Raw genomic sequence first — 26,383 nt, 5'->3', positions numbered from 1 at the left:
CCTACTTTTAGGCGGCCCGAAACCGTCAGCGAGGCACGCCACAGCGCGGGCACATCGGTGGGCCCCCGTGCTGTACGTTCAGCCCGCAGTTCGGACACTCCTCCCCGTCGGGTGCGGTCAGTTCCGCGACGACGTCGTCCGTTCCTGCTCGAACCGACGCTACCGTCCCGACGTCCGACGGAGCCGACCCGGACTGGCCTGCGCCCACCCGTCGCCGGTAGAACCGCACGCGGTCGGTGAGGAACGCCGGCGGGTCCTCGGCGGTGACATCGTCCGGACCCGAGTTCGTCTCCACCGCGTCCGTCGACTCGGCGAGCAGGCCGAGGGCCTCCGCGGCTCGTCCCCGAACGTACGGATTCTCGTCGTCCAGCCGCTCGCGGAGCGCCGCCGCTGCGTCGGCCAGTTCCGCCGGCTGTTCGCACCCGACGACGACCAGCGCCGTACAGAGGTGATACCGAACGTACGGGTTCTCGTCGTCCAGGTGTTCGGCCAGCGAGCCGACGTGATGGCGGAGTCGACTCGGATCACCGAGCGCGACGTGGGAAAGCGCCTTCGCCAGTTTTTCTCTGACCTCGGGTTCGTCGAACGCGAGCCCGACGCGAAGCTCCGCGAGCGTTTCCGGGTCGGCGACCGCCTCGGGCGCCTCGGCCGCGACGTACCCCAGCGCTTCGGCACACCGCGCCCTGACGTAGTAGAACGCTTCGTCGTCGGCCAACCGGTCCGCGAGGGCGTCGACGACGGGCCGGACGTGCTCCGGCTGCGACCGGGCCAGCGTGACGAATACCTTCGCGGTCGTCAGTCTGACGGCTCGATCGTCGTCGGAAAGGAACGCTTCGAGCGCGCCGACTCGCCCCTCGAAGACGGCCGGACGGTCCTCGGCCACGTTTCGAACTGCACGTAGCGTCCGCTTGCGCCGATCGGCGTCGGCGCTTCCGAGCCGTTCGAGACAGGCTATCACGGCCCCATCATCTCCGTCGACGAGGAGCTCGGGCAGGCGAGCGGGCGGTGGTGGCTGACCTGGGTCGCACATAGTGACACCTGATATGTGGCGACCGTCTACGACCACGCGCTTCAACCCGGCGGTTTTACGGATCGATCGCTCCGGTGGCGCCGCCCGGTCCGATCTCGCTACGTTGCTCCATCACGCTCACGTCGGACCACTCGCAGACGAAACACGGCCGGCACAGACGACGGCCACCGCTCCCGTGCGGCGCGTCGGGAAATCGGTGCCGGACCGGATCCGATTTCGAAGCGTCCCCGTCGGTGGTCGACCCTACAGCGCGGCCCACGAACCATCTAAACGACTGCGAGCAGATGGCTCGTCAGGTGTTCGTTCCACTTCTTCGCGGCGAATCACAACGATTGCTCGAGAACTGCGATAGTAGCGTCTTTTCCGGGGAATTTGGCCGATTGCTGACCCTCATGTTGGTTCTACAGTCGCGCCCATTGCCCGAATTTCGTATATCACTGCACCGTTTACGCCCCCTTTAGTGTATCCGCTATGACTGGAATGCCGGTGAGTCCCGTTCGGCGATGGGCGTCGGATCACGGCACTCGAGAGTGTGCGTGCCAGATCCGCGGGGTGCGACCGAGTTCGAACACCGCGATCGGCGGCTCGCGATCGACTTACCGAATAAAATAAATACTTCAAACAGAAATTCAATAGAATAGATATCTTTTTACGCCGGTGTTCGCCTGTCACAGACGCATGTCACAGCAGCGCACGACAGGGGACGGGACCGAGGCGGACGAATCGCCGGTCGGGAGCCGAGCGGACGAGCAGATCGCGGCGACGAGCGACTCGTTGCTCTCGAGCGATCGCGGGAAAGCCCACCTGAAGTCGGTCGTCGGCATCTACGCGGCCGCCGGGGTGGCGATCGGCCTGCTGGTGATCGTCGTCTCGGCGACCGGCAACCCGATCCAACCGCCCGAAAGTAGCGGCCCGGGGACGGGGACCAACGCGGTCTGGGAACCGATGACCGCGACGATCCTCTCGACCTGGACGATGCTCGCGACGCCGTTTCTCGCCAGCGTGATCGGCGTCGCCGTCGGGCTGAACCTCTCGCGAACCGTCGACGACGAGACGGGCGAGGTCGCCAAACTCGCCGGCGCGGGCACGGCCGTCGGGACGGTCGCGCTCGTCGTCCTCGGCGTCGTCCTGGCGGAGACGGAGTTCGGCGCCGACACCATGGGGGCGCTCATGACCGAACTCAGCCTCGACTTCGCCACCCTGCTGACCGGCGCCGTCGCGGCGGCCGTCGTCGTGGGACTCCTCTCGGCCGTCACCGTCTACGCCGACCGGGAGCTCACCCCCGCCACGTAGCCCGATCAAAGACACCACGATCCGACGGCCGATTCAGTTTTCGAGAAACTGATCCAACTGGCGAAACTCGTCGGGTGAGAGAACGACCTCGGTATCGAACGCGTCGAACCGCTCGAAGTCGTCGTCGATCGTCAGGACGGTCTCGACTCCTTCGTCGATCGCCACCTGCGCGTAGTATCCGTCCCAGCCGTCGACGTTCGCGTCACTCGATCGCGACAAGCCACCTCGAACGACGTCGTCGGGCATCCCGTCGTACCAGCGGACGCGTTTCGCCTCCATGAAATTCTCGAGTAGCCGGGATGCATCCGTAATCGATAGTCCGTAGTACGTTGTCAGGACGGAATGCGCGCCGAAAAGCGTCGGATACGGCACGACGGCATCGATATCACCGGCGATGGCATCTCGCACGTACGGGAGCGCAGCGCCGCGAACCGGCGTGTCCGCGTGTGCGAGTGCGATAACTCCAACGTCGAACAGGTACGGACCGCCCGCGTCACTCATCGTCGTCGTTCGCCGCCCCCCGTCGGATCGCGGCGCGGTGCTTCTGCGCGACCGGATCGGCGGTCTCGTCGATTTGGGCCGGTTCGGAGCGGTTAGCAGTCGCTTCCGAAACCAGCTGGTCCATGCGATCGATGATCGCTTCCGGGTCGTCTTCCGGTTCGACGACCGCTTTTCCGCCTTCCTCGTGGATAGCCACCTCCGTTCCGGGCGTCATCCCGAGGCGCTCTCGGACTTCCTGCGGGAGAACGACCCGTCCCTTCGAATCTACTTTCGCCACGTTCCCACTAACAGTGGGAACGCCCATAACCGTTTTGGAGAGCGTAAAGATACCATCCGGCGCTCTGACTGTGGGCCCACTTGTTCTTACGGCGGTGCGATGGCGCCGTCGCGCCTGGTCACGAGGTAGAGCGCGAACGACGCGAGCCAGTGCGAGCCGGCGTAGGTGTCGGTAAACGCCACCGAGAGGCCCGCGTCGGCGTGCTCGCGGGCGGATCGCTCCATCGCCGCCGCGGCGGGGCGGTCGCCCAGCGTCTCCGCGATCCCGGCCAGACACCACGCTCGCGAGAGGTCCAGCCCGGCCAGGTGCAGCGTCATGCCGTCGTCGACGTCGGGATCGACGGCGATGGGGTCCGGGAGGGCCTCGGCCGGCGACCGTGCCACGTCGGGCAGGAACTCGTCGAACCAGTCGGCGAACGACGCGAAGTCGAGGACCCGGCGCACCAGGTCGGCCTCGACGAGCGCCGGCGAGAGGAAGTCCCATCCCAGCGGCTCGTACTCGATGGGGTAGTCGCGGTCGTCGCCGTAGAGTCGGGCCGTCGCGTCGACGACCGCCCGCTCCAGGTCGCTCTCGCCTCGCACCCGGGCGTAGTCCAGCACGCACGAGAGCGCGAACGCGGTGTTGCCGTGCGTTCCCACCCGCTGGGGACGCTCCGAGGGCAGAAGCCGAGATTCGACGAGCTCGACGACGGTTTCCTCCAGCGGGCGCAGCGTTTCCAGCCAGGCGTCCGGGCGCTCGTCGGGGCCCGACTCCACCCACAGGTGAAGCTCCGCGGCGAGCCGGAGGAACCAGCCCCAGCCGTAGGGCTCCTCGAACGTCGGGTTGTCTTCCAGGTACGCACGCTCGCGCTCGACGTTCTCGGGCGTGAGACGCGCGTCCAGCGACTCAACGATCTCGGCGTCGCGGGGGTGGTCGTCGAACAGCCTGAGCCCGCGGACGAGCGCCCAGTGGCCGTGGACCGCCGAGTGCCAGTCGTAGCAGCCGTAGAAGACCGGGTGGTCCTCGGCGGGCCGCGGGACGTCGTCGGGCCCGTCGATCGCCCCGACGTGGTGTGGATACTCGCGCTCGACGCCGGAAAGCGGCGCCTCGGCGAAGCGGTCCGCCAGCTCCGATCTGACCCAGTCGCTCCGCCCCTCGACGACGATCGCGGTGTCGACCCCCTCGAACGGATGCATTGGGGGAACGATACGACGGTCGGACCGTGATTCTTCCGGCTCGAACCGTGTGCAATTCTGTCGGGTTCTGGGCGTCCCGGGACCGGTGGCGTACTTCGATGAGCAACGTCGCTACTCAGTCGACCAGTTCGTCCAGCCGCTTCCGGACCGTTTGCAGGTACTCGGCGCGCTCGTACCCCAGCCGGGCGATCCAGACGTCCTGGTAGGAGGGGTGCAGAACCGGCAGGAGCCACGTCCCGAGTGCGTCACAGCGCGCCGGGTCCAGCACGCTGTCGAGAAAGCCCGTCCCGTCCAGGTCCGCGAGCGAGCGCCCGTCCGCTTCGAGGATGCTGACGGTCGCGTGCTTGCCCGTCGCGAGGACGACGTCGGGGTCGACCGTTTCGAGTTCCGCCACGAGGTGGTCGCGACAGGCCGCCCGCTCCGCGTCGGTGGGTTCGCGATTCGTGGACGGGTCGTCGAAATCGGCAGGAAAGCACTTCACGGCGTTGGTGTAGAAGGTTTCGCCAGCGTACCCGACGTCGTCGATCAATCGGCGAATTCGTCGGCCGGAATGCTGGGCGGTGTATGCCATCCCCGTCCAGTTGCCGCCGCGCCAGCGATCGGCGTCGGGGTTGCCCGCGCCCGGCGCCTCGCCGACGACGAAGACCGCGGCGTCGAGCGGACCCGTCCCCCACGAAATCTCCTCGCGACAGTCGACGAGCTGGGGGCAGCGCTCGCAGTCGGCTTCGACGACGTGGCGTGACTCGGGGAAGGCGGGGTCGTCGGTCGGTGACGATGGCCGGGACACGAACGGAGGCAGGTGGTGGCGGTCGAAGGGTGTGTCGGTTTCGAATCAGGTGCGGCTGTCCGAAGCGTATATTCTGGTCTCGCAGACCGGGTGAACGGCGACGGATGCGGTTCACCCATCGGCTCGCTGGTAGGGGCCCTGCTCGATCGCACGCTCGTGCACCTCGACTTCGAATGCGGCGCTCTGCAGTGTCGGGTCGTCGTTCGCCAGGACCGCGAGTATTCGCTCGACCGCCTGCGTCACTGCGATCCCCTCGACGGCCGGGACGCCGAGGTCGTTCGCCACCCCGCGGCGCGTCGTTTCCCCTTCGAGATACCGGACCGTGGCCGTAATCGCGGGGGCGAGCGCGGCTTTTCCGTGCCGGTCCACGAACAGTTCGAGGTCGTCGACGCTCGTCGCCCCGTAGACGGCGATGATGGCCGGGCCGAATTCGAGCGTCGTTTCGTCCGTCCAGTCGCCGCTGACGGCGTCGCCTCGCCAGCGTGACGAGCCATTCTCGTACTCGTCGAGTTCGGTGGCGACGCCCAGCTCTGCCAGCCGATTGGCGTACTTGTACGCGGTACTTTTCGAGAACCCCTGGCGCTCCCGGACGGCGGTGACCGTCGTCGGCGAATTGATCAACAGATCCGTGTAGAATCGGGCGAGCTCGGGCGAACCCAGCAATTCCTGCACGACGAAGAACTGCCGGGCGGCCCGTCCAGCGTCCGGCGGGTCGGAGGCGGGCGGCGCCTTCGACATAGTCCATAGTACGCGAACTATGAACTTAATCGTTCGGGATCACCGTTAGCCGAGGCCACTCGAACATGACGAACACGAGTGCACGTACTCGATCAGCCTGGAAATTGGGTCGGGTTGCGACGGTCGGCAAAATGGGGATAGCCTCGCGGTCGGTTCCACCACGACGAAGTGCGAACGAGCGGAACCGAAGCTTCCTCCGCACACTCATTTCAGAATATTGTCTTTGTTCCGGCCGGTGCGTTCCCATTCGAGAGCGAACCCGGACGGCCTTCTCAAAACGTTAATTACGAGAATATCCAGTAGCTATATTACGGAACGTGTCGTATCGGTGACCGGAAGCCCACGTTTCCATTCGGTACGGGGGCACACGGAGAATGCCCCGGGTGCGAGCACACCCGAGACGTGGCTTCCGAAAACCAGCCGCGGTTTTCAGCAGCCATGTTACAGTACAAATCCACGAGACAAAAAGGTCTCGCACGCCTGTGGTACGATCAGCGACTGCTCCGGTCCGGAACGAGTTCGGATTCGAAACCGATCGAGAACGCGATTGCGACCGATCCGGAGGACCGGTGATGCCCCGGTACGCAACCGATGGGCCGACCGCCGAACCGGCCTGCGATCGGTGCGGCGCACAACTCTCGTCGGATCACTGGGCTCGGCTTTCGGCGAGGCACTGCGGATCACTGGCGAGTCGATACGAGAACGCCGACAGGCGCGTCTGTGCCGACTGCGTGGCCGCGCTCGGGCTGCTGAAATTCGCGTGAGCCCGAGCGGCGAGGGCTAGACGGCTATCGAAACGCCCTCTTCCTCCCTCGCCGCCCGAAGCGTCAACGATAAGCCGGGTGAGTTCCTGGGAGTCTCCAATGACGTCTGCCGTGCCCGAAGTACTGGTCGAACTGCTCTCGCTCGCCGTCTACACGATCCTGGCCGGCCTCCTCACCGTCGGCGGCATCCTCGCCGAAAACGCCAGCCTGCAACACCTCGGCGGTGGCGACCTCTTCCTGGCCGCCTGGTTCGGTGCGATCGGTGTCGTCATGCTCTACGCCGGCGTCTACGGCATCGGCTACGAGCGACTGCTGGTGAAAGCGAGCGAGACGCTCGCGTCGTAAGCGATCCGGCTCGGATCTCCCGCAGCTCTTCTACGAATTGCTGCTCCTCCCTCGAGTCGCTCCCACTCGAACGGCGGCGGACGGGAATCGTTATTTACTCGGCCACCGAAGGCGGATGCATGTCCGACGTGCTGGCGGTCCTCGGGCGGGCCGTCCGCGGTCTCGCCGACGGCGACCGACCCGTGGCGACGCTGCTCGGCCTCGCGACGGTGCCGATCACGATCGTGCTTTCGTGGAGTGCGGTGACCGATCCCGGGATGGTTGCCGGTGGGACGATTTCCGGTGCTCCGATGGTACTCGCCGCCGTGATCGCCGGCTACTACTACGGTGACCGGCCGACGTCGGCGCGGCTGGTCGGCGTCCAGGTCGGACTCGTCGGCTCGGTCGCGACGGTCGTCGTCTACCTCGCGAACGCCGCGACGACGATCGCCTCCGCCTCCGGGTGGATGACCATCGTTTCCGTCCTCCTGACGCCGGTCGCGATCGCCCTCGTTACCGCGATCGCCGTTTTGCTCTGCGTCCTGGGCGCGATGGGTGGCGACTGGCTGCACGCGAAGGTGGCGGGAGGCCGTGACGGCCGTCGAACCGGCGCAAGGGGCTGAGGCAGGCGGCGAACGGCGCGCACGCGGAGTGACCGATCACCGAATCAATCCGTCCTATTCTGTCTCGGGCGATTGCTGGTGAGTCAGCCAGGCGGCGACGATCACGCAGGAGACGACGGCCATCACGACCGGCGCCGGGACCGCGTCCGGGTGAGGACCGCGATGGCGTATGCACTCAATAGAACTGCCAGGACGGCCGAAACGACCCACGCCAGATTCGAGAGAAATCGGGAGAGAATATCGGTCATCGACTCGTTAATTCGAGGATACGGTGGTTAGTTCTTTGGAACGTGGCCGCCGAATATTCACTTGACCAGTCCGGCCGATGCCGTGGGAAAGGAATTTTATCTTCCCACGCCTACGGAGACAGTAGGAAGATGGGCACGACGACCGACGATCGCGGCCGGCTGTACCTCTCGAAGGATATCCGCGAACGCCACGGCGAGAAGTACCACGTCGTCGAGTACGAGGACCACATCGAGCTGATCCCCATCGACGACGATCCGCTGGAGGGATTGCGCGAGGCCGTCGGTGACGCGTTCGATGGACGATCGGTCGAGGAATTGCGAACCGAGGCACGAGAAGCGGCGAGCGAGGAGGCGATGGATGATCTACGTCGAGACTGATTTCCTCCTGGCGCTCGCGAAGCGATCTGACTGGCTGAAAGACGAAGCCGAGGCGGCGCTGGAAGAGCGAACGGTTCGAACCTCTATCCTCGCGTACGCCGAATTCATGCTCGTCTCGGAGCGATACGGAATCGATCGCGTCCGTGCCGTGTCGAACCTCGTGGAACTGGTTCCACCGCTCCCGGACGAACACGCAGATGTCGTACTGAAGGCGGTGCGGTATCAGGACGCACACGGGTTGACCAACTTCGACGCGCTCCACGCCGGGATGGCGGACACCTGGGGAACGCCGGTACTCGGTTCGGAGGGTGACTACGATCAACTCGCCATCGATCGCGTGGCGCTGGAGCCAACTGAATCCGAGTAAGTGCCGCCCCGCCCCGATCAGACAGGCGCGTCTGTCACACCGATTCCTCTTTACCCTCGGAGCCAATTCCCTCCGGTATGAGTCGATTCGGCGAGGTGGCCGACCAGTACGAGTCCCACGCGCTCGAAGCGGAGGTCTTCGAGTACTGGGACGCGGTCGACGCCTACGAGCAGACGAAAGCCCACCGGGAGGGCGGCGAGCGGTTCTTCTTCGTCGACGGGCCGCCGTACACCTCCGGCGCGGCCCACATGGGAACGACGTGGAACAAGACGCTGAAGGACGTCTACCTGCGCTTCCTGCGGATGCAGGGCTACGACGTCACCGACCGGCCGGGCTACGACATGCACGGCCTGCCGATCGAGACGAAAGTCGAGGAGGAACTCGGCTTCGAGAACAAGAAGGACATCGAGGCCTACGGCGAGGACGCCTTCATCGAGGCCTGCAAGGAGTTCGCCGACGAGCAACTCGAGGGCCTGCAGGCGGACTTCCAGGACTTCGGCGTCTGGATGGACTGGGAGGATCCCTACAAGACGGTCTCGCCGGAGTACATGGAGGCCGCCTGGTGGGGCTTCTCGCGGGCCGCGGAGCGCGACCTCGTCGAGAAGGGTCACCGCTCCATCTCGCAGTGTCCGCGCTGCGAGACGGCGATCGCGAACAACGAGGTCGAGTACGAGGACGTCGAGGATCCCTCGATCTACGTGAAATTCGATCTGGTGGATCGAGATGGCGACGCGCCGGCGGACGCAGGTGACGACGGCAAACTCGTCGTCTGGACGACGACGCCGTGGACCATCCCCGCGAACACGTTCGTCGCCGTCGACGAGGCGGGCGACTACGTCGGCGTACAGGCCGAACAGGGCGGGGAGGAAGAGTTGCTGTACGTGGCAGAAGCGAAGGTCGATGAGGTCCTCTCGGCCGGGCGCTACGACGACTACGAGGTCGTCGAGGAACTCTCCGGCGAGGACATGCTCGGCTGGGCCTACGAGCACCCGGTGGCCGACGAGGTCCCCGCACACCCCGACTTCGACGGCGCCTGCGAGGTCTACGCGGCCGACTACGTCGACACGCACGGCGACGGCACCGGCCTCGTCCACTCCGCGCCGGGCCACGGTGAGGAGGACTTCGAGCGCGGGCGCGAACTCGACTTCCCCATCTTTTGTCCAGTCGGCAGCGACGGCGTCTACACGGCGGAGGGCGGCGCGTACGAGGGCCAGTTCGTCCGCGACGCGAACGAGGACATCGTCGCCGACCTCGAAGAAAATGGGTCGCTGCTGGCCTCGGAGACGGTCTCGCACAGCTACGGTCACTGCTGGCGCTGCGACACGGGCATCATCCAGATCGTCACCGAGCAGTGGTTTATCACGATCACCGACGTCAAGGACGAGCTGCTCGCAAACATCGAGGACAGCGAGTGGCACCCCGAGTGGGCCCGCGACAACCGCTTTCGCGACTTCGTCGAGGAGGCGCCCGACTGGAACGTCTCCCGGCAGCGCTACTGGGGCATCCCGCTGCCCGTCTGGACGCCGGAAGATGGCGGCGATGGCGACGCGAACGGCGCCGACAACGGCGTCGACCCCGACGAGATGATCGTCATCGGGACGCGCGAGGAACTCGCCGAGCGCGTCGACCAGGACGTCGATCCCGAGACGGTCGACCTCCACAAGGACACCGTCGACGAGCTGACGATCACCGAGGACGGGACGACCTACACGCGCGTGCCGGACGTCTTCGACGTCTGGTTCGACTCCTCGGTCGCCTCGCTGGGCACGATCGGCTACCCGTCGAACGAGGACGAGTTCGAGGAACTGTGGCCCGCGGACCTCATCATGGAGGCCCACGACCAGACGCGGGGCTGGTTCTGGTCGCAGCTGGGGATGGGGACGACCGCGATGGGCGAGATTCCCTACGATGAAGTTCTCATGCACGGCTTCGCGCTGGACGAGGATGGCCGGAAGATGTCCAAGTCGGTCGGCAACGTCGTGGAGCCACAGGAGGCCATCGAGCGCCACGGCGCCGACGCCATGCGGCTGTTCCTGCTCTCGGCGAACCCGCAGGGCGAGGACATGCGCTTCTCCTGGGACGGCATGGAGACGATGGAGCGCCACCTCCGGACGCTCTGGAACGTGTTCCGCTTCCCGCTGCCGTACATGCGCCTCGACGGCTTCGACCCCGACGAAACTGACCTCGATGCGGTCGCGGACGACCTCGAACTCGTCGACGAGTGGGTGCTCGCCCGGCTGCAGTCGACGAAGGCCGAGATGGCCGCCCACTTCGAGGACTACCGGCAGGACCGGGCGCTTTCCGCCCTGATCGAGTTCGTCGTCGAGGACGTCTCCCGGTTCTACGTCCAGGCGGTCCGCGAGCGCATGTGGGACGAGGCCGAAAGCCCCTCGAAGTCCGCGGCCTACGCGACGATCTACCGCGTCCTCCGCGAGACCGTCGTCCTCCTCGCGCCCTACGCCCCGTTCGTCACCGAGAAGCTCTACGGCAAGCTCACCGGCGAGCACGGGTTCGACACGGTTCACATGGAAGACTGGCCCGAGCCCGACGACCGGTGGGAGGACGAGGAACTGGAAACCGACGTCTCGCTCCTGCGCGCGATCGAGGAAGCCGGCGCGAACGCCCGCCAGCAGGCCGGCCGCAAGCTGCGCTGGCCCGTCCCGCGCGTCGTCGTGGCGGCGAACGACGAGCGACTCGCCGAGGCCGTCTCTCGCCACGAGGCCCTGCTGGCCGACCGGCTCAACGCCCGCGAGATCCAGGTGCTCGACCCCGAGGAGCGATGGGAGGAACTCGAGTACAGCGCCGAGGCCGACATGAGCCTGCTCGGTCCAGAATTCGGCGACCGGGCCGGCGACGTGATGACCGCGCTCAACGAGGCCAGCGTCGAGGAACCGAGTCTCGACGCCATCGAAGACGCGGTCTCGGCGGCCCTTGACGAGGATATCGAGCTCGACGAGGAGATGGTCTCGTTCGTCACGCGGACGCCCGAGGGCGTCGCCGGCTCGGCGATCACCATCGAGGGCGACGAGCACGGCGTCGCTTACGTCGACGCCTCGCTCACCGAGGACATCGAGAGCGAGGGCTACGCCCGCGAGGTCATCCGGCGCGTCCAGGAGATGCGAAAGGACGCCGATCTCGACGTCGAGCAACGCATCGCGCTCGAACTCGACGTCGACGACGACCGCGTGGCCGACCTGATCGACGAACGCCTGGATCTAGTCCGCGAGGAGGTTCGCGCCGACGAACTCCGGTCGGTCTCGGACGGCCGCCGCGAGACCTGGGACGTCGAGGGCGTCTCGATGGAACTGGCGATCGAGCCGCTCGCGGCGGCCGAAGCGTCGGACTAGTACGCCGAGCGGAAGCGAGGATTGAGCGAACGCGAAGTCTCGGACGCGAGCGGGGCGGAACGACCCGTGAACAGCGAGGCCTTTTTGGTCTCCTGCCGAGCGGAGCGAGAGAACGGTCAGCGAGAGCTTCGCGCTCGCCAGACTGATTCTTGCGCGAGCGGTGAGCGATCGAACCCGAGTGGAAACGGTGGATCCGAACCGCTCGCGGCGACCGAAGCGTCGGACGAGGCGGCCCGGGACCGGGCGTGCCCGCTCCGATCCTGATCCGGGCCATCGTGCCAGCGCGTGCCGACCGCGGCAGTTCGAGAGTAAATTAGAGACACAAGTAACTACAATATTTATTTGACTGCAGACCAGTTAATCGCGCATGGCAAAAATCGAGGCTATTTCGGCCGACGAACTCCTGGCCGCGCTCGAATCGGCCGAGGGTAAACGGGAGACGATGCGGCTGATGGTCGCGATCCTGTACAAGCGCGGACCGTCGGTCCCGATGATCGCCGAGTGGTTCGACATGCGCGAGCGAACGATCTACGACTGGCTCGACCGGCTCGAAGCGCGCCCGATCGCGGAGGCGATCACGGACGACGAACGGCCCGGGCGACCACCCAAACTGGCGGCGGACGAGCGCGAGCGGTTCGAGCGGGCCGTCAGGCAGGCGCCGACGGAGTGTGGGTACGACGCGGACAGGTGGTCCACCGAACTCGCCGGTCGGTTCCTCCGGGAAGAACTCGACGTCGAGTACAGCCGGCGACACGTCCAGCGATTGTTGCGTGAGGCCGGCCTCGAACCGCGACGACCGCCGGCAAATAAAGAGACGGTCGATGCGCGGGCCCAGTTCTGGGATGCGGCGGCCGAGTAAGCGGTGTCGCTGCGACCACCACTACAGCCGGTCGACCGTCATCGCCGTGGCCGGGCACCGTTCCCGTGGGCGTTACATACCGATCGAGACACTCTATTGCTTATAATTTTGTCTCCGTTCGGCCCACTCGTGGGCGAGTACACTCGCCGGGCGGCACCCCGTACCACGAATCGATTCGGAACACTGACCACCAGGTCGTCGATCGGACGGCTCGCGCGTTCGGTTCGACCGATCACTGCGACGGTGTCCGATCGCAGTTCACTCCGCCGGCCGGCGGCGAATCATCACCGTCTCCGTCGTCGTGGCGACCGTTTCGTCGTCCTGGTTCCGAATGTCGTACTCGAACGTGACGATCCCGCTCTCGGGATCGCTCCGTTCCGTCGTGTCGCGGACGGTGATCTCGACGGATATCGTGTCTCCGGCGAAGACAGGTTTCTCGAACGTGGTGTGCAACTCGAGCATCGTCATCGCCTCTTCGATGAATCCGGACCGAATTACGTTTCCGAGCGCGAAGTCGGTTACCAACTCGCCGGGCGCGAAGCGTTCGTCGTAGGGGGTGTGCTCCCTGACGTGCTCGATGTCGGTGAACATCGGCTCGTACAGGCCGCAGAGTTCGACGAACGATTCGATCGCCGACTCGGTTATCGTCCGGCCGTTCGTTCGATACGTCATCCCGACGTCGTATTCTTCGAAATACGTCACGGGGCGGCGTACACGACACCCGAACATAAACACGAGCGACCGTCGCGGCGGTGACCCTGGTGGTCACAGCCAGTCGCCGACGTGATCGATCGTTTCCTCGACCTCGGCGAGCGAGGCGTCCTTCGACGGCAAGAGGACGGCGCCATCACACTCTGACCCGTATCGGTCGAGGGTTTCGCGCGCCTGCTCGGGCGTCCCGCTGATCGTAATCTCGTCGAGGACGTCGGCCGACACCGCGTCGATCGCCCCGTCTCGCTCGCCCCGCTGCCAGCGCTCGTCGACCGTCCGCGCGACCTCGCCGTACCCGCACTTCTCCAGCGCGTTTTTCGTGTACTCCCCCATCGCCCCGATGTAGTGGGCGATCTCGGCGGCCGCACACGCTCGCGCCCGGTCGCCGTCGTCGAGCACGCACGTGGTCACGAACGGGACCGTGTCGACGTCGGCGGGATCCCGACCCTGCTTCGACGCGCCGGTATCGACGTGCTCGCGGAGCGAATCGAGTGAGGAGAGCGGGATCCGATTGGGCCACCACTGATCGGCGAAGCCGCCCGTCAGCTCGCAGTTCTTCGGCCCCTGGGCGCCGACGCAGATCGGGATATCCGGGTCCGGCTCGAACCGCATGCGGAAGTGTTCGACGTCGAAGACGGTCCCGTCGTACTCGAGGGGCTCCCCCGACAGCGCCTGTCGCACGATTTCGATCGTCTCGCGCTGTCGACGGAGGGCGGGTTCGAACGCGACGCCGTGCCATTGCTCGACGACGTTGTCCGACGACAGTCCGAGCCCCAGCAGGGCTCCGTCCGCGAGTTCCGCGACGGTGGCGATCGACTGGGCGAGCAGCGCCGGCGATCGCGAGTGGACCGGGACGAGCCCGGTCCCGATCGCGATGTCGGTCCTGGCGGCGATGTACCCAGCTCGGGTGAAGGCGTCCCGACCCCACGTCTCCGGCACGAGGAGGAAATCGAACCCGGCGTCAGCCGCCCACCGGGCGATCTCGACCTGCTGGTCCGTGGTGTGCGTTTCCGTCCCTTGCTCGGCGATCCCGACCGTGCTCGGTAGTGTCACGATAGAGCGTACCGGCAATTTCTACATAACAGTTGTGCATACGGCCATCTGCTCTCGAACCGTCACCTCGCAGTGCCCCGTCGGCTGCTGGTCGAGGCTGATGCGTCGAGGCGCAAGCGTGCGTCGGATGCCCGCTGGTGCGATCCGATCCGGGTCCTATCGGTGCGAGCGGGACAGTGACGCCGGTGTCAGTAGGTATTTGTGCACACGCACCGACCGATCGTCTGTTATGGCACAAGTCGCCGGACTCGACCACGTCGGTATCGCCGTCGAAGATCTCGACGAAGCCGTGGAGACCTTCGAAGCCCTCCTCGGCGAGGACGCGGAAGTGCACCGGATCGACCCCGGCAAGGAGTACGACGACGACGGAAACGTCGTCGAGGAAATCCGCTTTGCGTATCTGGGTGCCGGCAACGACGTCATGCTCGAGCTGATGCAGCCGGGGACCGTCGGCGAGGGTGCGATCGGGTCGTATCTGGAGGCGAACGGCGAGGGGATCCACCACATCAGTTTCTGGGTCGAACCGAAGAGCGAGTTCGGCCAGTTCTTCGAAACGCTCTCGGACCTCGGCTTCGCCACCGTCGGCGACGAACCGTGGCGCTCGGATCCGTCGGCCGAACGGGACAACGTCTACACCTACCTCCACCCGAAATCCACCCACGGAACGCTCATCGAGCTGATCTCGCCGTACGAGGTCGAGGACGGCGTCATGCAAACGCGCGAGACGGCGGCCGACGCTGGACTCGACTGGGCGGACGAGTGATCGACGGCCAGTCCCAGCACCCGCTGATCGAGCGCACTCGTTTCTCCGGTTCCCTAACGGTTCTACTGGTCGGCGTCTAGAGGTTCGTGCATGATCGCGGCGTGGTGTGACGAACGCGGCGATCGATCGGTCGAACGTCAGAAGCGACTGTGTTCCGTACCGTGTCGTCCCCGCCGGGCTGGTCGGCAATCCGGACGGGATATCCTGCTATCGCCCCGTCAGGCCCCTTCGGCCAGCCGGAAGACCGGAACCGAGACGCCGTCCTCGTCCGTCGGGACGAACGCGACCGTCGCGTCGCGGCCGATGTCGACGTCAGCGGGCTCGCAGTCGACGACGTTCGTCACGATACGGGGCCCTTCGGTCAGTTCGACGTAGGCGACGATCAGAGGCAGCTGATCGTCCGGCCAGCCGTCGACGCGCTCGGTCACCGAGTACGAGTAGATGGTTCCCGTCCCGTCCGCGACGGTGGTCTCCGCCGGCGACAGGCAGTCGGGACACCGGGCACGCGGATAGAAGAACGTGAGCCCGCAGTCGGGACAGTGACCGAGTCGAAGCTCGTCGGTCGCGGCGCCCTCCCAGTACCGCGTCGTCTCCGGCGTGACGTCCGGGGTCGGGCGCGGTTCCCAGCGGTCGGTCGCGTCCGATTCGGCGTCGTCGGGTGGATCACTCATTAGCGGACCCCTCCATCTGGCGTACCGAGGAGGACGGTGACCGCGCTGTGGCGGGTGCCGATGACGCCGCCCGTGCCGTGGACCAGCGCCACGTCCGCGTCGACCTGGACCGGCGGCGCGGCGTCGCCCCGGAGCTGTCGCACGGCCTCGACGAGTTTCGGCATGCTGCCGCGGTTGCCCGGATGGTTCGAACAGAGGCTGCCGCCGGCCGTGTTGAACGGGAGGTCGCCGTCGGGCGCCTGCAGCGTTCCGCCCTCGACGAACTCGCCTCCGGCTCCCTTCTCGCAGAAGCCGAGGTCCTCGAGGGTCTCGAGGACGGTGATCGTGAACGAGTCGTAGATGCCCGCGTAGTCGACGTCGTCCGGGCCGAGCCCGGCCTCGTCAAATGCCGCCGGTCCAGACCGCGAAGCACCCGTCTCGGTCAGGTCGATCCGGCCGCCCTCGTGGTGACTGACCGTCTCGCCGTGGCCGAGCACCTGCACCGGCGGGACGTCGAGGTCGTGATCCTCGATCGCCGATTCTGCGGCCAGGACGACGGCACCGCCGCCGTCGGAGATGACGCAACAATCGAGCAGGGAGAGGGGATCCGCGACGGTGGGGGAGGAGGTGACGTCCTCGACCGTGACCGGGTCGCGATACATCGCGTGCTCGTTGTGCTGGGCGTGACTCGCGGCGGCGACGCGGATCGCCGCGAGCTGCTCCTTCGTCGTGCCGTACTCGTGCATGTGGCGGCGGGCGGCCATCGCGTAGGCCGTGACCGGGGTCAGGCCGTAGATCCGCTCGAAACTGTGTTGCATCGTTCGCAACGATCGGACGCCGGTCCCGGCGGCCTGTTCTCGCGAGCGGGGCCGTCCGGCCATCGTGATCAGGCAGACGTCGCAGTCCCCGGTCCGGATGGCGGTCGCCGCGTGCCCGACGTGCGAGAGGTACGAAGACCCGCCGACGTCGGTCGAGTTGGTCCAGCCGACGTCGAGCCCGAGATAATCCGCCATGACGTGGGGCTGGAGGGCGAACGTGTACTCCGGCACGCCGGCCGTACAGTAGCCGTCGACGTCCTCCGGCGAGAGGCCCGCGTCCGACAGCGCCCCGGCCGCGACGTCCGCGTGGAGCTCCATGGTCGACTTGTCGGGCGCTTCCCGCGTCGGGTGTTCGTAGACGCCCGCGATCGTGGCTGTCGACATCGAAACGGGTTACTCGTCCCCCTCGCGGGCCTTGACGAGCAGTTTCAGTTCCCCCTCCAGAACCAGTTCGTCGTCCTGATTGAAGACCTCCGATTCGAGGACGACGAGTCCCTTCTCGCCTTTGTCCTCCGTGTCGGCGACGGTCAGCGTCGGGTAGATCGTATCGCCCTCGAAGACGGGCGCCACGAACCGGTTCGTGTGCTCGAGGAACGCGATCGAGGACTCGTGTAAGTGCTCCGAGAGCGAGGAGGCGCCGGTCACGGTGAACATCGAGATCATCGTCCCGTGGGCCACCCGACTCTCGAAGTCGGTCTCCTCCGCCGCGTAGTGTTCGTCCATGTGGATCGGGTGGTGATCGCCCGTCAGTCCGGAAAACAGGACGAAGTGCGTATCCGTCATCGTCTTCGACGGGATGTCGAAACTCTCGCCGATCTCGATATCTTCGAAGTACCACTGCTCGGCAGTCGGTTCTCGCTCGCGCATGATATCCGGGAGCACTCGACGAGGGATGTTAAGTCTTCCCGAGTCCACGCTCGCCGCGCCGTACGGCGATCGCGACCGGCTCAGTCACGGTTCGAACACTCGGTCCGAGACGATCGGGGCAGGGCCCGCCGGTTCGAGCGCGGGCTACGGCTGCCCGGGTGCGGTCGCAGTCCGCTGATCGATGCTCTCGTGGTCCGTCTGCTCAGGGTGGACGGCGGCGACGAGGTAGTCGGTGTACTCGCCGAAGTAGTCGACCAGCTTGCCGGTCCGCTCGGCGTCGAACGCCCCGAGCGAGTCGAGCACCAGCACCGGCGCGATCTCGTCGACGTCGTAGGCGATGTAGCCCGCGAGGCCGAGGACGAGCCCGATCATGCTGCGCTCGCTCTCGGCGAGGTTCTCGATGGAATCCTCCCGGACGGCGCCGTCGATCTCCCTGGCGATGACGAGATCGAAGTTGCCGTCGAGCCACATGCGGTCGATATCGTCGAACCCGAGGGCGTCGATCAGCTCGTCCATGGCGTCTTTGAACCGGTCGCGGAGGTCGCTCTCTAAGTTCTCGATGCGGTCTCCGAGTTCGCGCGCCTCGGCCGTCACCGTCTCGAGTTCCGATTCGAGCCGGTCGCGCCGCTCGATCTCGTCCTCCAGGTCCGCGCGCTCGTCTTCGAGGCGGGTAATCTCCCGGCGTTTGGCCTCGAGGTCGATCCGGGTCTCCTCGATCCGTTCGCTGATCTCGGCGTGGTCGTCCACCCGCTCGTCCTTCGCCCGCTCGAGGTCTTCGTCGATCGACTCGAGTTCGGCCTCGATCGAGGACACCTCCTCGCGCTTGTCGGCGATCGACTCCCGGTGAGACTCGCGTTTCGCTTTCGCGGACTCGATGCGCTCGTCGAGTCGTGAGAGCCGTTGGGACGTCCGCTCGCGTTCCTCGATCGCCTCCGAGAGTTCGTCCAGTTCCGGGTCGAACTCTCGACGTTTCGCCTTCTCCGCCTCGATGAGCGACGTCAACTCCTCGACCGTCTCCTCGAACGCCGAGATCGGCGCCATCTGTCCGCAGGTCCAGCACTCGACGGCGTCCTCGTCGATCCCCGACTCGTACTCGACGACCGATCGGACGTCGAAATCGAGCATCTCCCGATTGGTCGTCAGCACCGACTGCAGGACGTCGATGCGCTCGTCGACGTCGGCGACCTGATCCCGGAGTTCGCGACGCTGCGCGCGTAGCGATTCGAGATCGGTCGACGCCGCCTCGTCTTCGAGGGTCGACCGCTCGTCCGTCAGCTCCTCGAGTTTCTCGTCCAGACGGTCGATCGCGTCCTCGATATCGCCGATCTGGGCGGTCAGGCGTTCCCGCCGGGACACGAGGTTCGTCCGCTCCTCGCGGACCGATTCGAGTTCGTCGTCACCCTCCGGGAGTTCGTCGTACAGCGAGTCGAGCGTCTCCGAGAGCTCGTCAGCCTCCGCCCGTCGGTCCTCGAGCGTCGACTCGACGGTCGAGAGCCTGGATTCGAGGTCAGCGCCGTCGTCGAGCTGGGCCTGCAGCTCCGATTTTCGCTCGAGTTTCGCGGCCCGTTCTCGTTCCAGCTCGTCGATGTCCATCGGCTCCTTCAGGAGGGTTTCGAAGTCCCCGTTCGTCTGCACGGCCGTGCGGAGCGCGTTCTCCTCGAGGAGGCCCGCGAAGCGGGCGAAGCGCGTCGAATCATCCTCGACGAGCGGCGTCCCCGAGACGGAGACGCCGGCCCCCGATCGGGACGCCGTCCGGCGGATAGTCCGGCCGTCGATCGTCAGCTCGACGGTCGCCGAATCCGCGCCGGTCCGGATCGGGACGTCGTCGGTCCCCAGCGCGAACAGTAGCGCCTGTAACAACGACGTCTTGTTCGAGGCGTTTCGACCCGAAATCAGCGTGACGCCGTCCGCGAACGTCATCTCCGTGCTGTCGATCCCGCCGACGTTCTCGACCGAGATGTGGAACTCGCTCATCGGAGATCACCTGCTGGTGCGCCCGCTTCGCCGGACGTCTCGATGTCGTCCGTTCGGTTGCCGTCCGATCGGTCGCTATCCGTCCGTTCCTCGTCCGTCCCAGCGTCGCCGGTGTCGTTCGACCCCTGTGTCTCCTCGTCGTCCCGCGGTTTACTCACGTACCCGCGTCGCAGGGCGCGATCGATCGGCACCGTCACGTGCGTCTCGTCGCACTCGAGTTCGACGGAGACGTCGACCGACACGTCGCCGACCGCCTCGAGCGTGCCCTTCGACGTCGCCGAGCTGACCGCTTCGGTGATCTTCGTCGTCGCGTGCTCGCGAGCGATCTCGATCGCCTCGGGCTCCCAGTCGGTCGACTCTTCGGTGTACTCTTCGCCCAGACAGTCGACGAGGTGGGTCCGCACGACGCCGTAGGAGACGAAGTCCGACTCGACGTCGTCGATCGGCACGCCGGCGGTCCGGAGGGCCGTTCGAACCTCCTCCGCGATCGTCGGATCCGACTGGAGCCGTTCGTACTTCGATTCCGCCTCGTTGCCGAGCGTCGACAGCCCGGCCCGGTCGATCTCGCGCCGGAGCATCGTCACGTTGAGCCACTCTGCGAGCTGGCGGTATCCCTTGCGCTGGCCTCGTTCGCCGTTCCAGTGGGCCACCAGCTGGGACTCGTAGTCCGCCATCCCTCGGGCATCGAGGACGCGACACACCTTGCAGCCGTATTCGGACATTGGTTGTACGGGCCCTCTCCCCACATATATGTAAATGTACGCATGACCGCTCGCCCGCGATCCGAAGCTGTATTATCGAGGCCACATTCTCTAGATATATATATAGTTTCGGAAATAGAACTCGTCCGAAGCCACGGCACTGACCGAACACCCCGGATCCTCTCGGAACTAAACCGGATATATACCGGTCTTAAGCCGATTTGACGACGATATTGCTGGCTGTCGAGCGCGCCCCAGCAACGTCGAGCCGGAAGGACTGCCCCGCTATCTATGACAAAATCTATATAATTCGGCGGAATACTCAACTGGGAAGCATAAGCCTGAATAAATTATGTCGGTACCAGTGCGGTAACGACGAGCACTGTGTACGGACCGAGATCGACCGCGGACGGGTCCTGTCAGGGACGAACGGGCGCGCCGAAACGAATTCCGAGTCGGCCCGGCGTCACTCGGTCGGGACCGTGCGCCCGAGGATCCGACCGAAGCTGAGCGAGGGGGTGAAGGACATGCCGCCAGCGAAGTTCTCGCCGCTCGTCGTTGCCGCGCCGATAATCTCGCCCGCGGCGTAGAGTCCGGGGATGGGATCGCTCGCCTCGTCCAGCACGTGCAAGTCGTCGTCGACCTCGATCCCGCCGAAGGTGACCAGCGTGGTGTCGTGGGTCTGAATGGCGTAGTACGGGGGCTCCTCGATCGCGCTCGGGAGGAAGGTGCGTCCGAGCGGGTCGTCGCCGGTGCGGACGGCCTCGTTGTATCGTTCGACCGCCGCGTCCAGTCCCTCCGGATCGATCCCGGCGGTCTCCGCGAGGGCGGGAATCGAGTCCGCACGCCAGGCGACGTCCCCCTCGCGGGCGAGTTCGCGAACGAAATCGGTGTCTTTGCCGGCGAGAATCGGTTCGTCCGGCGCTTCGAGGCCGGTCTCGTCGAAGACCACCCAGAAGGTGCCATCGGGGAGGTCCTGGACGGCCGCTTCCCGGGTCGAGATCTTCGGTTCGTCTTCGGCGAGGAATCGCTCCCCCTGCTCGTCCACGTAGATCTCGTAGGGCGGGTGGATGTGGACGTTCTCGACGTGGACCCAGCGATCCCGCCAGTTCACGCGGTTCGACCCGGGTTCGATCTCGACGCCGCCCATCGTCGGACGCCGGTACTCGGTCCCGCCGAAGGCGGCTCCGACCGATTTGGCCAGGTCGATTCCGTCGCCGGTCGACGTCTCCGCCGCGTTACTCACGATGGTCCGATCCTGGTCGTCGACGTCGCCGAATCGGGTCGGGTTCGCGCCGTACCCGCCCGTGGTCAGCACGGTGCTGGGCGCCCGAACGACGACGTCGCCGCCGGGGCCCGACGCGCGAACGCCCTCGACGGCGCCGTCCGCGACGACGAGGTCAGTCACCTCGGTGTTCAGCAGCGGGCGAATCCGCCCGGCGGTGACGTGGCGGTCCCAGAGCGGGCGAATCGTCCGGAGGACCGAGCGGCCGTCGTCCACGCCCCAGTACTCCCGGGCGGTCGAGTACGATTCGTGGGCGTCCTGTTTCGACGGCGTCTCCGGGTCGAAGGGAAAGCCGAGGTCGTCGAGCCAGTCGACCGTGTCCGGCGCTTCCTCGACGGCCAGCCGAACGATGTCGGCGTCGGCCGTGTGGTTGCTGATCGCCATCACCTCGCGGAAGTGCTCGGCGGGCGAATCGTCGATCCCCCGTTCTCGCTGGCGTTCGGTTCCCGCGGCGCTCATCACGCCGCCGGTGTAGGGGAGCGTGCCGCCGACGTGCTGGGCCTTCTCGATCGCGACCACGTCGAGGCCGCGATCGGCCGCCGTGATCGAAAACGCCAGCCCGGCCGTCCCCGCACCGACGACGACCGCGTCGGCTGCGTACTCGTCCACAGACATTCACGTGCACAACTGGTGAGGAGTTATATAATTCCGGCGACCGCCCCGATCGACCCGGATTCGAACGGGGTCGAGCCGTCGATACACGGTGAGCGAAATCGGCCGAGCCACGGATAGGCCGTCGGACGAAGTCGATCGGGCAGCCGATACCCGTTCGAACGAGGTCATCGAGCCGTCGATACCCATTCGACACCGCGTCGGGTCGCCCCGTTCGGTGCCGTCCTCGTCAATCCCTGAACTCGGCGCGCTTCTTCTTGTTCGCGCCGGTTCGGGGCAGTTCGTCGATGATGTTGTACGCCTTCGGGCGCTTGAAGTCGGCCAGGTGGTCGGACTCTTTGAGGAAGCGATCCAGGTCGTCCGTCTCGAGCGAGCCGTCGCCGCTGACGTACGCGGTGACGCGCTGGCCCCACTGGTCGTCCTCGTGGCCGACGACGATCGCCCCCGCGACCGCGTCGTGGCGTTCGATCGCCTCTTCGACTTCGATCGGCGAGATGAGCTCGCCGCCGCTGATGATCATGTCGTCGGCCCGGCCCGTCACCTCGATGTAGCCGTCGTCGTTGATGATCGCGAGGTCGTTGGTGAAGTACCAGCCGTCGCGCTTGACCGTCCGCGCCTCCGCTTCGTTCTCGAAGTAAGTGCTGAAGAGCTGGTCGGTTCGGACGATGAGTTCGCCCTGCTCGCCCCGCGGCACCTGGTTGTCTGGGTCGGGCAGTCCGGAACTCTCGGGCTCGACGATCCGTGCCTCGACGCCTTTCGCCGGCAATCCGACGGTCCCCGCCTGTTCGGGCAGCGCGTCCGGTTTGAGCACGGTGCTGATGCCGCTCTCGGAGGAGCCGTAGAGGTTGTAGATGTTCTCCGAGAGGACCTCGTGGAACGTTCGAGCGTGCTTCTCCGTGAGGACTTCCCCGGTGTGCATGAAGTTGTCCACGGAGGAGAGGTCGCGGTCGTCGATCGATTCGTGCTCGACGAACCGCTGGGAGAGCGACGGGACGCTCATGACGTGGCTGACGCCGTACTCCTCGATGACTTCGAGCGAGCGCTCGACGTCCGGGTGTTTCAACACGATGATCTCCGCGCCGGCCGACACCGTTGCGCGGATCGTGATGTCGATCCCCGCGCCGTGGTACCAGGGAAGCAACGCGAGCGAGATGCTCTCGGAGGAGATGCCGCACTCGATGATGGCCGAGTTCGAGCGCTCGCGGCCGCTCTTGACGGAGTGAACCACGCCCTTCGGTTTGCCGGTCGTCCCCGAGGTGTAGAACATGTAGGAGGGGTCCGACTCGGCCTTTCGGAATTCCGGCGGCCGCTCGTCGCTGCCCGAGGAGAGCACCGCCTCGAACGACTCGCCGTCGTCCGGCTCGAACCCGGCCCCGATCAGGTGGTGCTCCGAAACCGAGTCGGCCGCCGCCGTCTCGACCGTCTCGCGGATTTCGGTGTCGTAGACGAGCGCCTCGGCGTTCATATCGTCGAAGATGTAGGCAATGTCGTCGGCCGCCAGCTGCGTGTTCACCGCGACCGGCATCGCGCCCAGCTTGTGACAGCCGTAGAGCGCGATCGGGAACTCCCGTGTGTTGAACAGGACCATCCCGACCCGATCCCCGTATCGGACGCCCCGGTCGTGCATCGCGTTGGCGAACTGGTTGGCCAGGGTGCCGAACTCCGCGAACGTCAGCGATTCGTCGGTATCCGCGAATCGAATCGCCGTCTCGTCGGGTCGCCAGTCGACGTGGCTCTCCAGGTACGCACGCTGCGGTGGTATAGAACCCATACAGGTGTCGTGCGATTCTACCCTATAAAATCCTTGGGTATACCGAACACACCGCACGTCCCGGCGCCTCGCGACGGCTCGCCCGGGGGTCAACCGCCGCACGTCGTGTCAATGTAGTACAGCGGTGGCGGACTACTCGATAGCATTCGACACACCCGACAGCCACCGATCCGAGAAAATAACTCACTTAGTCCGTTATTAGAGATATTGCGATTTGCTGATCCCAAATGAGCGGTTCATATATTTGGTGACCGAAACGACCGCGATCGTTCCGCTCCGCCATCTCGCCCCCGCATTCAGGGTCGTGAACGGCGCCGAGGCGGCCGGCGTACGGTGACGCGGTGGGGATCGGTTGCGTCCAAATCGTTAAGCCCCCGGTGGCGCAAGTTCCACCACAGGTTGACCAATCACATGAGCGTCACATCCCAGCACGAGGAACTTACGACCAACGACGGGGTCACGGCCCAGAGCGCGCTGGTGATCCGCTTTCGCGGCGATCCGGAGCGACTGCAGTCGACGTTTCTCCCGCCCGCGCTGGAGCCGGTCGGCGACGGTGATACGGGGTGGGCGATCGTCTCCCGGACGATTCTGCCGACGATGTATCGGCCCCGCGAGGACCCCCGCCTGCCGACGAAACTCACCGAGGCCGCGGTCGCGATCCCCGCCCGATACGAGTCCGAGCAGTACACGTTCTCGCCGCTGACGTTCTTCGATCGGCACTCGCCCGGATTCAGACGCGGGATCGTCCGGGGCATCGGATCGATCGAGAAGACGAAGTGGCACGTCGCCTGCCCGACGCGATCGTCGATCGAGCCGGGCCAAGCGCTGGCCGGCACCGCCACGCACCGCGGCCAGTCGGTCCTCTCCGCGACGCTCGACATCGAGCGGGAGACGTCGGCCGACGAGGCGTTTCCGGACGGCTTCTTCGACTTCGCGCACTACCGCCACCTGCCCGACCCGCTCGCCGGCGAGGAGAGCGACGGGCTCGTCGCCGACGTCACGTCGATGCACTGTCCCGCGTTCTCTGTCGGCTCGGTCTGGGAGGGCCCCACGACGCTCGAGTTCGGGCAGTGGAACGACGGGGTGTTGGCCGACCTCGTCGAGGAGGTCCTCGGCGGCTACCACGCGACGTTCGGCTTCACGTACGAGGGCGAACGGACGCTCGCGCCGGCCAGCGGCACGTGGGGTGACCACCTTGAGTGATACGCTGCGCTACGGCGGGCAGACGATGGTGGGCTACCACGTCGAGGTGGACGAGGACGCCGCGATCGAGCGCATCCCCGACCCGCTCGACCCCATCCGCGTCGGTGAGGCGATGGTCTACTTCGGCGAGGCGATCATCGAGGATCCGACGATCGTCGACGCGAAGGGGACGTTACCGCCCCACGACTCGACGTTCCGCGAATCGTCGATCTCCTTGCCCTGCGAGCTCGACGGCCGGAAGGGAGCCTACGTCACGGAACACTTCGCGGAGCCCGACTGGGGGGCGAAGAAACTCCACTCGATGGGCCACGATTCGACGCTCGCTTCGATCGAGGTCCCGGAGTTCCCGCCGGAACTGGCCGAGTTCGTCACCCCCGAAGCCGGGATGGAACTCGAGACGGCAACCACCCTCCAGGGCCAGACGCGCCTCTCCGGTAGCGTCACGCTCGAAACGCCCGAGAGCGAGCACCCGTGGCCGTTCGCCCTCAACGTGATCGGCCGGCGCCACCACGTCGACGACGCGGCGCCGGAGACGCCGACGCTCGTCGACCAGGTGATCATGGAATCGTACGACGAGGTCGAGGCCGACCACGTCTGGGAGGGCCCCGCCTCGCTCGACCTCGACGAGACGCTGTTCGGCGATCTGGTGCCGATTACCGTCCACCGCGGCTACGTCATCGACATCGGGATGGCGTTCCAGGGAATCGATATCCTCTGGGAGGGCTAGGCGCTATCGACTGTCACGGCCTATCTGAGCGGGTGATTCGAGGACCAGCCCGTCGCTGACAGCTGGCCCGCCGCTGACGCCGGCAGCTGGGCGCGACGCGGGCCGCTGGTCGTTTCCCAACTCTCTCACTCGTTCTGCGGACCTGCTGGATGCTCGCTGGTCGAGCGGCACGTCCGAGCGTGCATCGTCACTCCCGTTTCGCGGATCGGTCGTCTACCGGGTCGAACAATGAGGTCGCGACGGGCAGCGAGACGGTCAGTTCGCCGGCGTCAACCGGATCGGCTCGGGCTCGTGAAGCTCGGCGAGCTCGGGCGTGACGACCGTCGTCGTGTCCTCGACGCCGTCGGTCTTCAGGATGAGTCCGGTGACGATCTCCTGGAGTCGCTCGGGTTCCTCGAGCGTCAGTTCGACCAGCACGTCGTACTCGCCGCGAACGTGGTGGGCCGCGGACACGGCGTCGATCTCCGAGAGGGTCGACGCGATTTCACCGGCATCTCCGTCGACGACGACAGTTACGAATGCGTCCGTCATGATACC

Annotated in this window: 26 protein-coding genes; 10 read left to right on the top strand and 16 right to left on the bottom strand. The window is 66.0% G+C overall.

What is annotated here, in order from left to right; genetic code table 11:
* Positions 1–25 precede the first annotated feature (25 nt).
* Positions 26–1,030 carry a HEAT repeat domain-containing protein gene (locus MXA07_RS02015; protein WP_247730386.1) on the bottom strand — a complete coding sequence of 335 codons (1,005 nt, stop codon included), beginning with the start codon at positions 1,028–1,030 and terminating at the stop codon, positions 26–28.
* A 678-nt stretch (positions 1,031–1,708) separates the two neighbouring features.
* Here MXA07_RS02015 and MXA07_RS02010 point away from each other — a divergent pair.
* Positions 1,709–2,323 (top strand): hypothetical protein, encoded by a 615-nt coding sequence (locus MXA07_RS02010; protein ID WP_247730385.1) that lies wholly within the window; start codon positions 1,709–1,711, stop codon positions 2,321–2,323.
* A gap of 33 nt (positions 2,324–2,356) precedes the next feature.
* Here the strand turns inward: MXA07_RS02010 and MXA07_RS02005 are convergent, their stop codons facing one another.
* The 5 genes from MXA07_RS02005 to MXA07_RS01985 all read right to left on the bottom strand — a co-directional run bounded on the left by MXA07_RS02005 (position 2,357) and on the right by MXA07_RS01985 (position 5,801).
* Positions 2,357–2,824 (bottom strand): type II toxin-antitoxin system VapC family toxin, encoded by a 468-nt coding sequence (locus MXA07_RS02005; protein WP_247730384.1) that lies wholly within the window; start codon positions 2,822–2,824, stop codon positions 2,357–2,359.
* Entirely contained in the window at positions 2,817–3,101 is a 285-nt protein-coding gene (locus MXA07_RS02000) for an AbrB/MazE/SpoVT family DNA-binding domain-containing protein (protein WP_247730383.1), read from the bottom strand. The genes MXA07_RS02005 and MXA07_RS02000 overlap by 8 nt, the downstream gene beginning before the upstream one ends.
* 86 nt (positions 3,102–3,187) lie before the next feature.
* The gene (locus MXA07_RS01995; protein WP_247730382.1) at positions 3,188–4,276 is read right to left on the bottom strand and encodes a DUF2891 domain-containing protein; all 1,089 of its coding nucleotides are present in this window, start codon (positions 4,274–4,276) and stop codon (positions 3,188–3,190) included.
* 115 nt (positions 4,277–4,391) lie between these two features.
* Positions 4,392–5,063: a uracil-DNA glycosylase gene (locus MXA07_RS01990; protein ID WP_247730381.1), complete on the bottom strand. Its 672-nt coding sequence runs from the start codon at positions 5,061–5,063 to the stop codon at positions 4,392–4,394.
* A gap of 111 nt (positions 5,064–5,174) precedes the next feature.
* Positions 5,175–5,801, bottom strand: coding sequence for a DUF7437 domain-containing protein (locus tag MXA07_RS01985; RefSeq protein WP_247730380.1), 627 nt, complete (start codon positions 5,799–5,801; stop codon positions 5,175–5,177).
* A gap of 863 nt (positions 5,802–6,664) precedes the next feature.
* Here MXA07_RS01985 and MXA07_RS01980 point away from each other — a divergent pair.
* The 6 genes from MXA07_RS01980 (at position 6,665) to MXA07_RS01955 (ending at position 12,711) form a co-directional block, all read left to right on the top strand.
* Positions 6,665–6,910 (top strand): DUF8151 family protein, encoded by a 246-nt coding sequence (locus tag MXA07_RS01980; protein WP_247730379.1) that lies wholly within the window; start codon positions 6,665–6,667, stop codon positions 6,908–6,910.
* A gap of 119 nt (positions 6,911–7,029) precedes the next feature.
* Positions 7,030–7,512, top strand: a complete 483-nt coding sequence (locus tag MXA07_RS01975) for a DUF5518 domain-containing protein (protein ID WP_247730378.1) — start codon at positions 7,030–7,032, stop codon at positions 7,510–7,512.
* Positions 7,513–7,889: 377 nt separating this feature from the next.
* Positions 7,890–8,138 (top strand): AbrB/MazE/SpoVT family DNA-binding domain-containing protein, encoded by a 249-nt coding sequence (locus tag MXA07_RS01970; RefSeq protein WP_247730377.1) that lies wholly within the window; start codon positions 7,890–7,892, stop codon positions 8,136–8,138.
* On the top strand, positions 8,119–8,505 hold the full coding sequence (locus MXA07_RS01965; RefSeq protein ID WP_247730376.1) for a PIN domain-containing protein: 387 nt from the start codon (positions 8,119–8,121) through the stop codon (positions 8,503–8,505). Before MXA07_RS01970 ends, MXA07_RS01965 begins: the two co-directional genes overlap by 20 nt.
* Before the next feature lie 77 nt (positions 8,506–8,582).
* Positions 8,583–11,852 (top strand): isoleucine--tRNA ligase, encoded by a 3,270-nt coding sequence (gene ileS / locus MXA07_RS01960; protein ID WP_247730375.1) that lies wholly within the window; start codon positions 8,583–8,585, stop codon positions 11,850–11,852.
* A gap of 367 nt (positions 11,853–12,219) precedes the next feature.
* Complete coding sequence (locus tag MXA07_RS01955; protein WP_247730374.1) at positions 12,220–12,711, top strand: helix-turn-helix domain-containing protein; 492 nt, start codon at positions 12,220–12,222, stop codon at positions 12,709–12,711.
* A 258-nt stretch (positions 12,712–12,969) separates the two neighbouring features.
* Here MXA07_RS01955 and MXA07_RS01950 read toward each other — a convergent pair whose 3' ends face one another.
* Positions 12,970–13,413 (bottom strand): FAS1-like dehydratase domain-containing protein, encoded by a 444-nt coding sequence (locus MXA07_RS01950; protein WP_247730373.1) that lies wholly within the window; start codon positions 13,411–13,413, stop codon positions 12,970–12,972.
* Positions 13,414–13,476: 63 nt separating this feature from the next.
* Positions 13,477–14,475, bottom strand: coding sequence for an LLM class flavin-dependent oxidoreductase (locus tag MXA07_RS01945; protein WP_247730372.1), 999 nt, complete (start codon positions 14,473–14,475; stop codon positions 13,477–13,479).
* Between the two features lie 229 nt (positions 14,476–14,704).
* Here MXA07_RS01945 and MXA07_RS01940 point away from each other — a divergent pair, with 229 nt between their 5' ends.
* On the top strand, positions 14,705–15,238 hold the full coding sequence (locus MXA07_RS01940) for a VOC family protein (protein ID WP_247730371.1): 534 nt from the start codon (positions 14,705–14,707) through the stop codon (positions 15,236–15,238).
* Positions 15,239–15,456: 218 nt separating this feature from the next.
* On the opposite strand, the gene MXA07_RS01935 is transcribed toward MXA07_RS01940, so the two are convergent.
* The 7 genes from MXA07_RS01935 to MXA07_RS01905 form a co-directional block, all read right to left on the bottom strand.
* A complete protein-coding gene (locus MXA07_RS01935) occupies positions 15,457–15,909 on the bottom strand; it encodes a Zn-ribbon domain-containing OB-fold protein (RefSeq protein ID WP_247730370.1) in 453 nt (150 codons plus the stop codon).
* Entirely contained in the window at positions 15,909–17,090 is a 1,182-nt protein-coding gene (locus tag MXA07_RS01930; RefSeq protein ID WP_247730369.1) for a thiolase domain-containing protein, read from the bottom strand. The genes MXA07_RS01935 and MXA07_RS01930 overlap by 1 nt, the downstream gene beginning before the upstream one ends.
* A gap of 9 nt (positions 17,091–17,099) precedes the next feature.
* Positions 17,100–17,573, bottom strand: coding sequence for a MaoC family dehydratase (locus tag MXA07_RS01925; protein ID WP_247730368.1), 474 nt, complete (start codon positions 17,571–17,573; stop codon positions 17,100–17,102).
* Between the two features lie 144 nt (positions 17,574–17,717).
* The gene (locus MXA07_RS01920; protein ID WP_247730367.1) at positions 17,718–19,547 is read right to left on the bottom strand and encodes an archaea-specific SMC-related protein; all 1,830 of its coding nucleotides are present in this window, start codon (positions 19,545–19,547) and stop codon (positions 17,718–17,720) included.
* A complete protein-coding gene (rdfA, locus tag MXA07_RS01915) occupies positions 19,544–20,269 on the bottom strand; it encodes a rod-determining factor RdfA (RefSeq protein WP_247730366.1) in 726 nt (241 codons plus the stop codon). Before rdfA ends, MXA07_RS01920 begins: the two co-directional genes overlap by 4 nt.
* Positions 20,270–20,714: 445 nt before the next feature.
* A complete protein-coding gene (locus MXA07_RS01910; RefSeq protein WP_247730365.1) occupies positions 20,715–22,148 on the bottom strand; it encodes an FAD-dependent oxidoreductase in 1,434 nt (477 codons plus the stop codon).
* 226 nt (positions 22,149–22,374) lie between these two features.
* A complete protein-coding gene (locus tag MXA07_RS01905) occupies positions 22,375–23,916 on the bottom strand; it encodes a class I adenylate-forming enzyme family protein (RefSeq protein WP_247730364.1) in 1,542 nt (513 codons plus the stop codon).
* A 411-nt stretch (positions 23,917–24,327) separates the two neighbouring features.
* On the opposite strand from MXA07_RS01905, the gene MXA07_RS01900 reads away from it, so the two are divergent.
* Both MXA07_RS01900 and MXA07_RS01895 read left to right on the top strand, forming a co-directional pair.
* Positions 24,328–25,119 carry an acetoacetate decarboxylase family protein gene (locus MXA07_RS01900; RefSeq protein ID WP_247730363.1) on the top strand — a complete coding sequence of 264 codons (792 nt, stop codon included), beginning with the start codon at positions 24,328–24,330 and terminating at the stop codon, positions 25,117–25,119.
* A complete protein-coding gene (locus MXA07_RS01895; RefSeq protein ID WP_247730362.1) occupies positions 25,112–25,846 on the top strand; it encodes an acetoacetate decarboxylase family protein in 735 nt (244 codons plus the stop codon). Before MXA07_RS01900 ends, MXA07_RS01895 begins: the two co-directional genes overlap by 8 nt.
* 255 nt (positions 25,847–26,101) lie before the next feature.
* On the opposite strand, the gene MXA07_RS01890 is transcribed toward MXA07_RS01895, so the two are convergent.
* The gene (locus MXA07_RS01890; RefSeq protein WP_247730361.1) at positions 26,102–26,377 is read right to left on the bottom strand and encodes an Lrp/AsnC ligand binding domain-containing protein; all 276 of its coding nucleotides are present in this window, start codon (positions 26,375–26,377) and stop codon (positions 26,102–26,104) included.
* Between the last annotated feature and the right edge of the window lie 6 nt (positions 26,378–26,383).

This window comes from Halovivax limisalsi (genome assembly GCF_023093535.1).
In the GTDB taxonomy this organism is placed as follows: Archaea; Halobacteriota; Halobacteria; order Halobacteriales; family Natrialbaceae; genus Halovivax; species Halovivax limisalsi.
This window is presented reverse-complemented; position numbering and strand designations above follow the sequence as displayed.

Excerpts from the sequence above, each read along its gene's own strand:
- MXA07_RS01900 (WP_247730363.1), top strand. The coding sequence starts at position 24,328 with ATGAGCGTCACATCCCAGCACGAGGAACTTACGACCAACGACGGGGTC.
- MXA07_RS01940 (WP_247730371.1), top strand. The coding sequence starts at position 14,705 with ATGGCACAAGTCGCCGGACTCGACCACGTCGGTATCGCCGTCGAAGAT.
- MXA07_RS01925 (WP_247730368.1), bottom strand. The coding sequence starts at position 17,573 with ATGCGCGAGCGAGAACCGACTGCCGAGCAGTGGTACTTCGAAGATATC.
- MXA07_RS02015 (WP_247730386.1), bottom strand. The coding sequence starts at position 1,030 with ATGTGCGACCCAGGTCAGCCACCACCGCCCGCTCGCCTGCCCGAGCTC.
- MXA07_RS02005 (WP_247730384.1), bottom strand. The coding sequence starts at position 2,824 with ATGAGTGACGCGGGCGGTCCGTACCTGTTCGACGTTGGAGTTATCGCA.
- MXA07_RS01920 (WP_247730367.1), bottom strand. The coding sequence starts at position 19,547 with ATGAGCGAGTTCCACATCTCGGTCGAGAACGTCGGCGGGATCGACAGC.
- MXA07_RS01985 (WP_247730380.1), bottom strand. The coding sequence starts at position 5,801 with ATGTCGAAGGCGCCGCCCGCCTCCGACCCGCCGGACGCTGGACGGGCC.
- MXA07_RS01955 (WP_247730374.1), top strand. The coding sequence starts at position 12,220 with ATGGCAAAAATCGAGGCTATTTCGGCCGACGAACTCCTGGCCGCGCTC.
- MXA07_RS01980 (WP_247730379.1), top strand. The coding sequence starts at position 6,665 with ATGACGTCTGCCGTGCCCGAAGTACTGGTCGAACTGCTCTCGCTCGCC.
- MXA07_RS01995 (WP_247730382.1), bottom strand. The coding sequence starts at position 4,276 with ATGCATCCGTTCGAGGGGGTCGACACCGCGATCGTCGTCGAGGGGCGG.
- MXA07_RS01890 (WP_247730361.1), bottom strand. The coding sequence starts at position 26,377 with ATGACGGACGCATTCGTAACTGTCGTCGTCGACGGAGATGCCGGTGAA.
- MXA07_RS01935 (WP_247730370.1), bottom strand. The coding sequence starts at position 15,909 with ATGAGTGATCCACCCGACGACGCCGAATCGGACGCGACCGACCGCTGG.
- MXA07_RS02010 (WP_247730385.1), top strand. The coding sequence starts at position 1,709 with ATGTCACAGCAGCGCACGACAGGGGACGGGACCGAGGCGGACGAATCG.
- MXA07_RS01970 (WP_247730377.1), top strand. The coding sequence starts at position 7,890 with ATGGGCACGACGACCGACGATCGCGGCCGGCTGTACCTCTCGAAGGAT.
- ileS (WP_247730375.1), top strand. The coding sequence starts at position 8,583 with ATGAGTCGATTCGGCGAGGTGGCCGACCAGTACGAGTCCCACGCGCTC.
- MXA07_RS01965 (WP_247730376.1), top strand. The coding sequence starts at position 8,119 with ATGATCTACGTCGAGACTGATTTCCTCCTGGCGCTCGCGAAGCGATCT.
- MXA07_RS01910 (WP_247730365.1), bottom strand. The coding sequence starts at position 22,148 with ATGTCTGTGGACGAGTACGCAGCCGACGCGGTCGTCGTCGGTGCGGGG.
- rdfA (WP_247730366.1), bottom strand. The coding sequence starts at position 20,269 with ATGTCCGAATACGGCTGCAAGGTGTGTCGCGTCCTCGATGCCCGAGGG.
- MXA07_RS01975 (WP_247730378.1), top strand. The coding sequence starts at position 7,030 with ATGTCCGACGTGCTGGCGGTCCTCGGGCGGGCCGTCCGCGGTCTCGCC.
- MXA07_RS01905 (WP_247730364.1), bottom strand. The coding sequence starts at position 23,916 with ATGGGTTCTATACCACCGCAGCGTGCGTACCTGGAGAGCCACGTCGAC.
- MXA07_RS01930 (WP_247730369.1), bottom strand. The coding sequence starts at position 17,090 with ATGTCGACAGCCACGATCGCGGGCGTCTACGAACACCCGACGCGGGAA.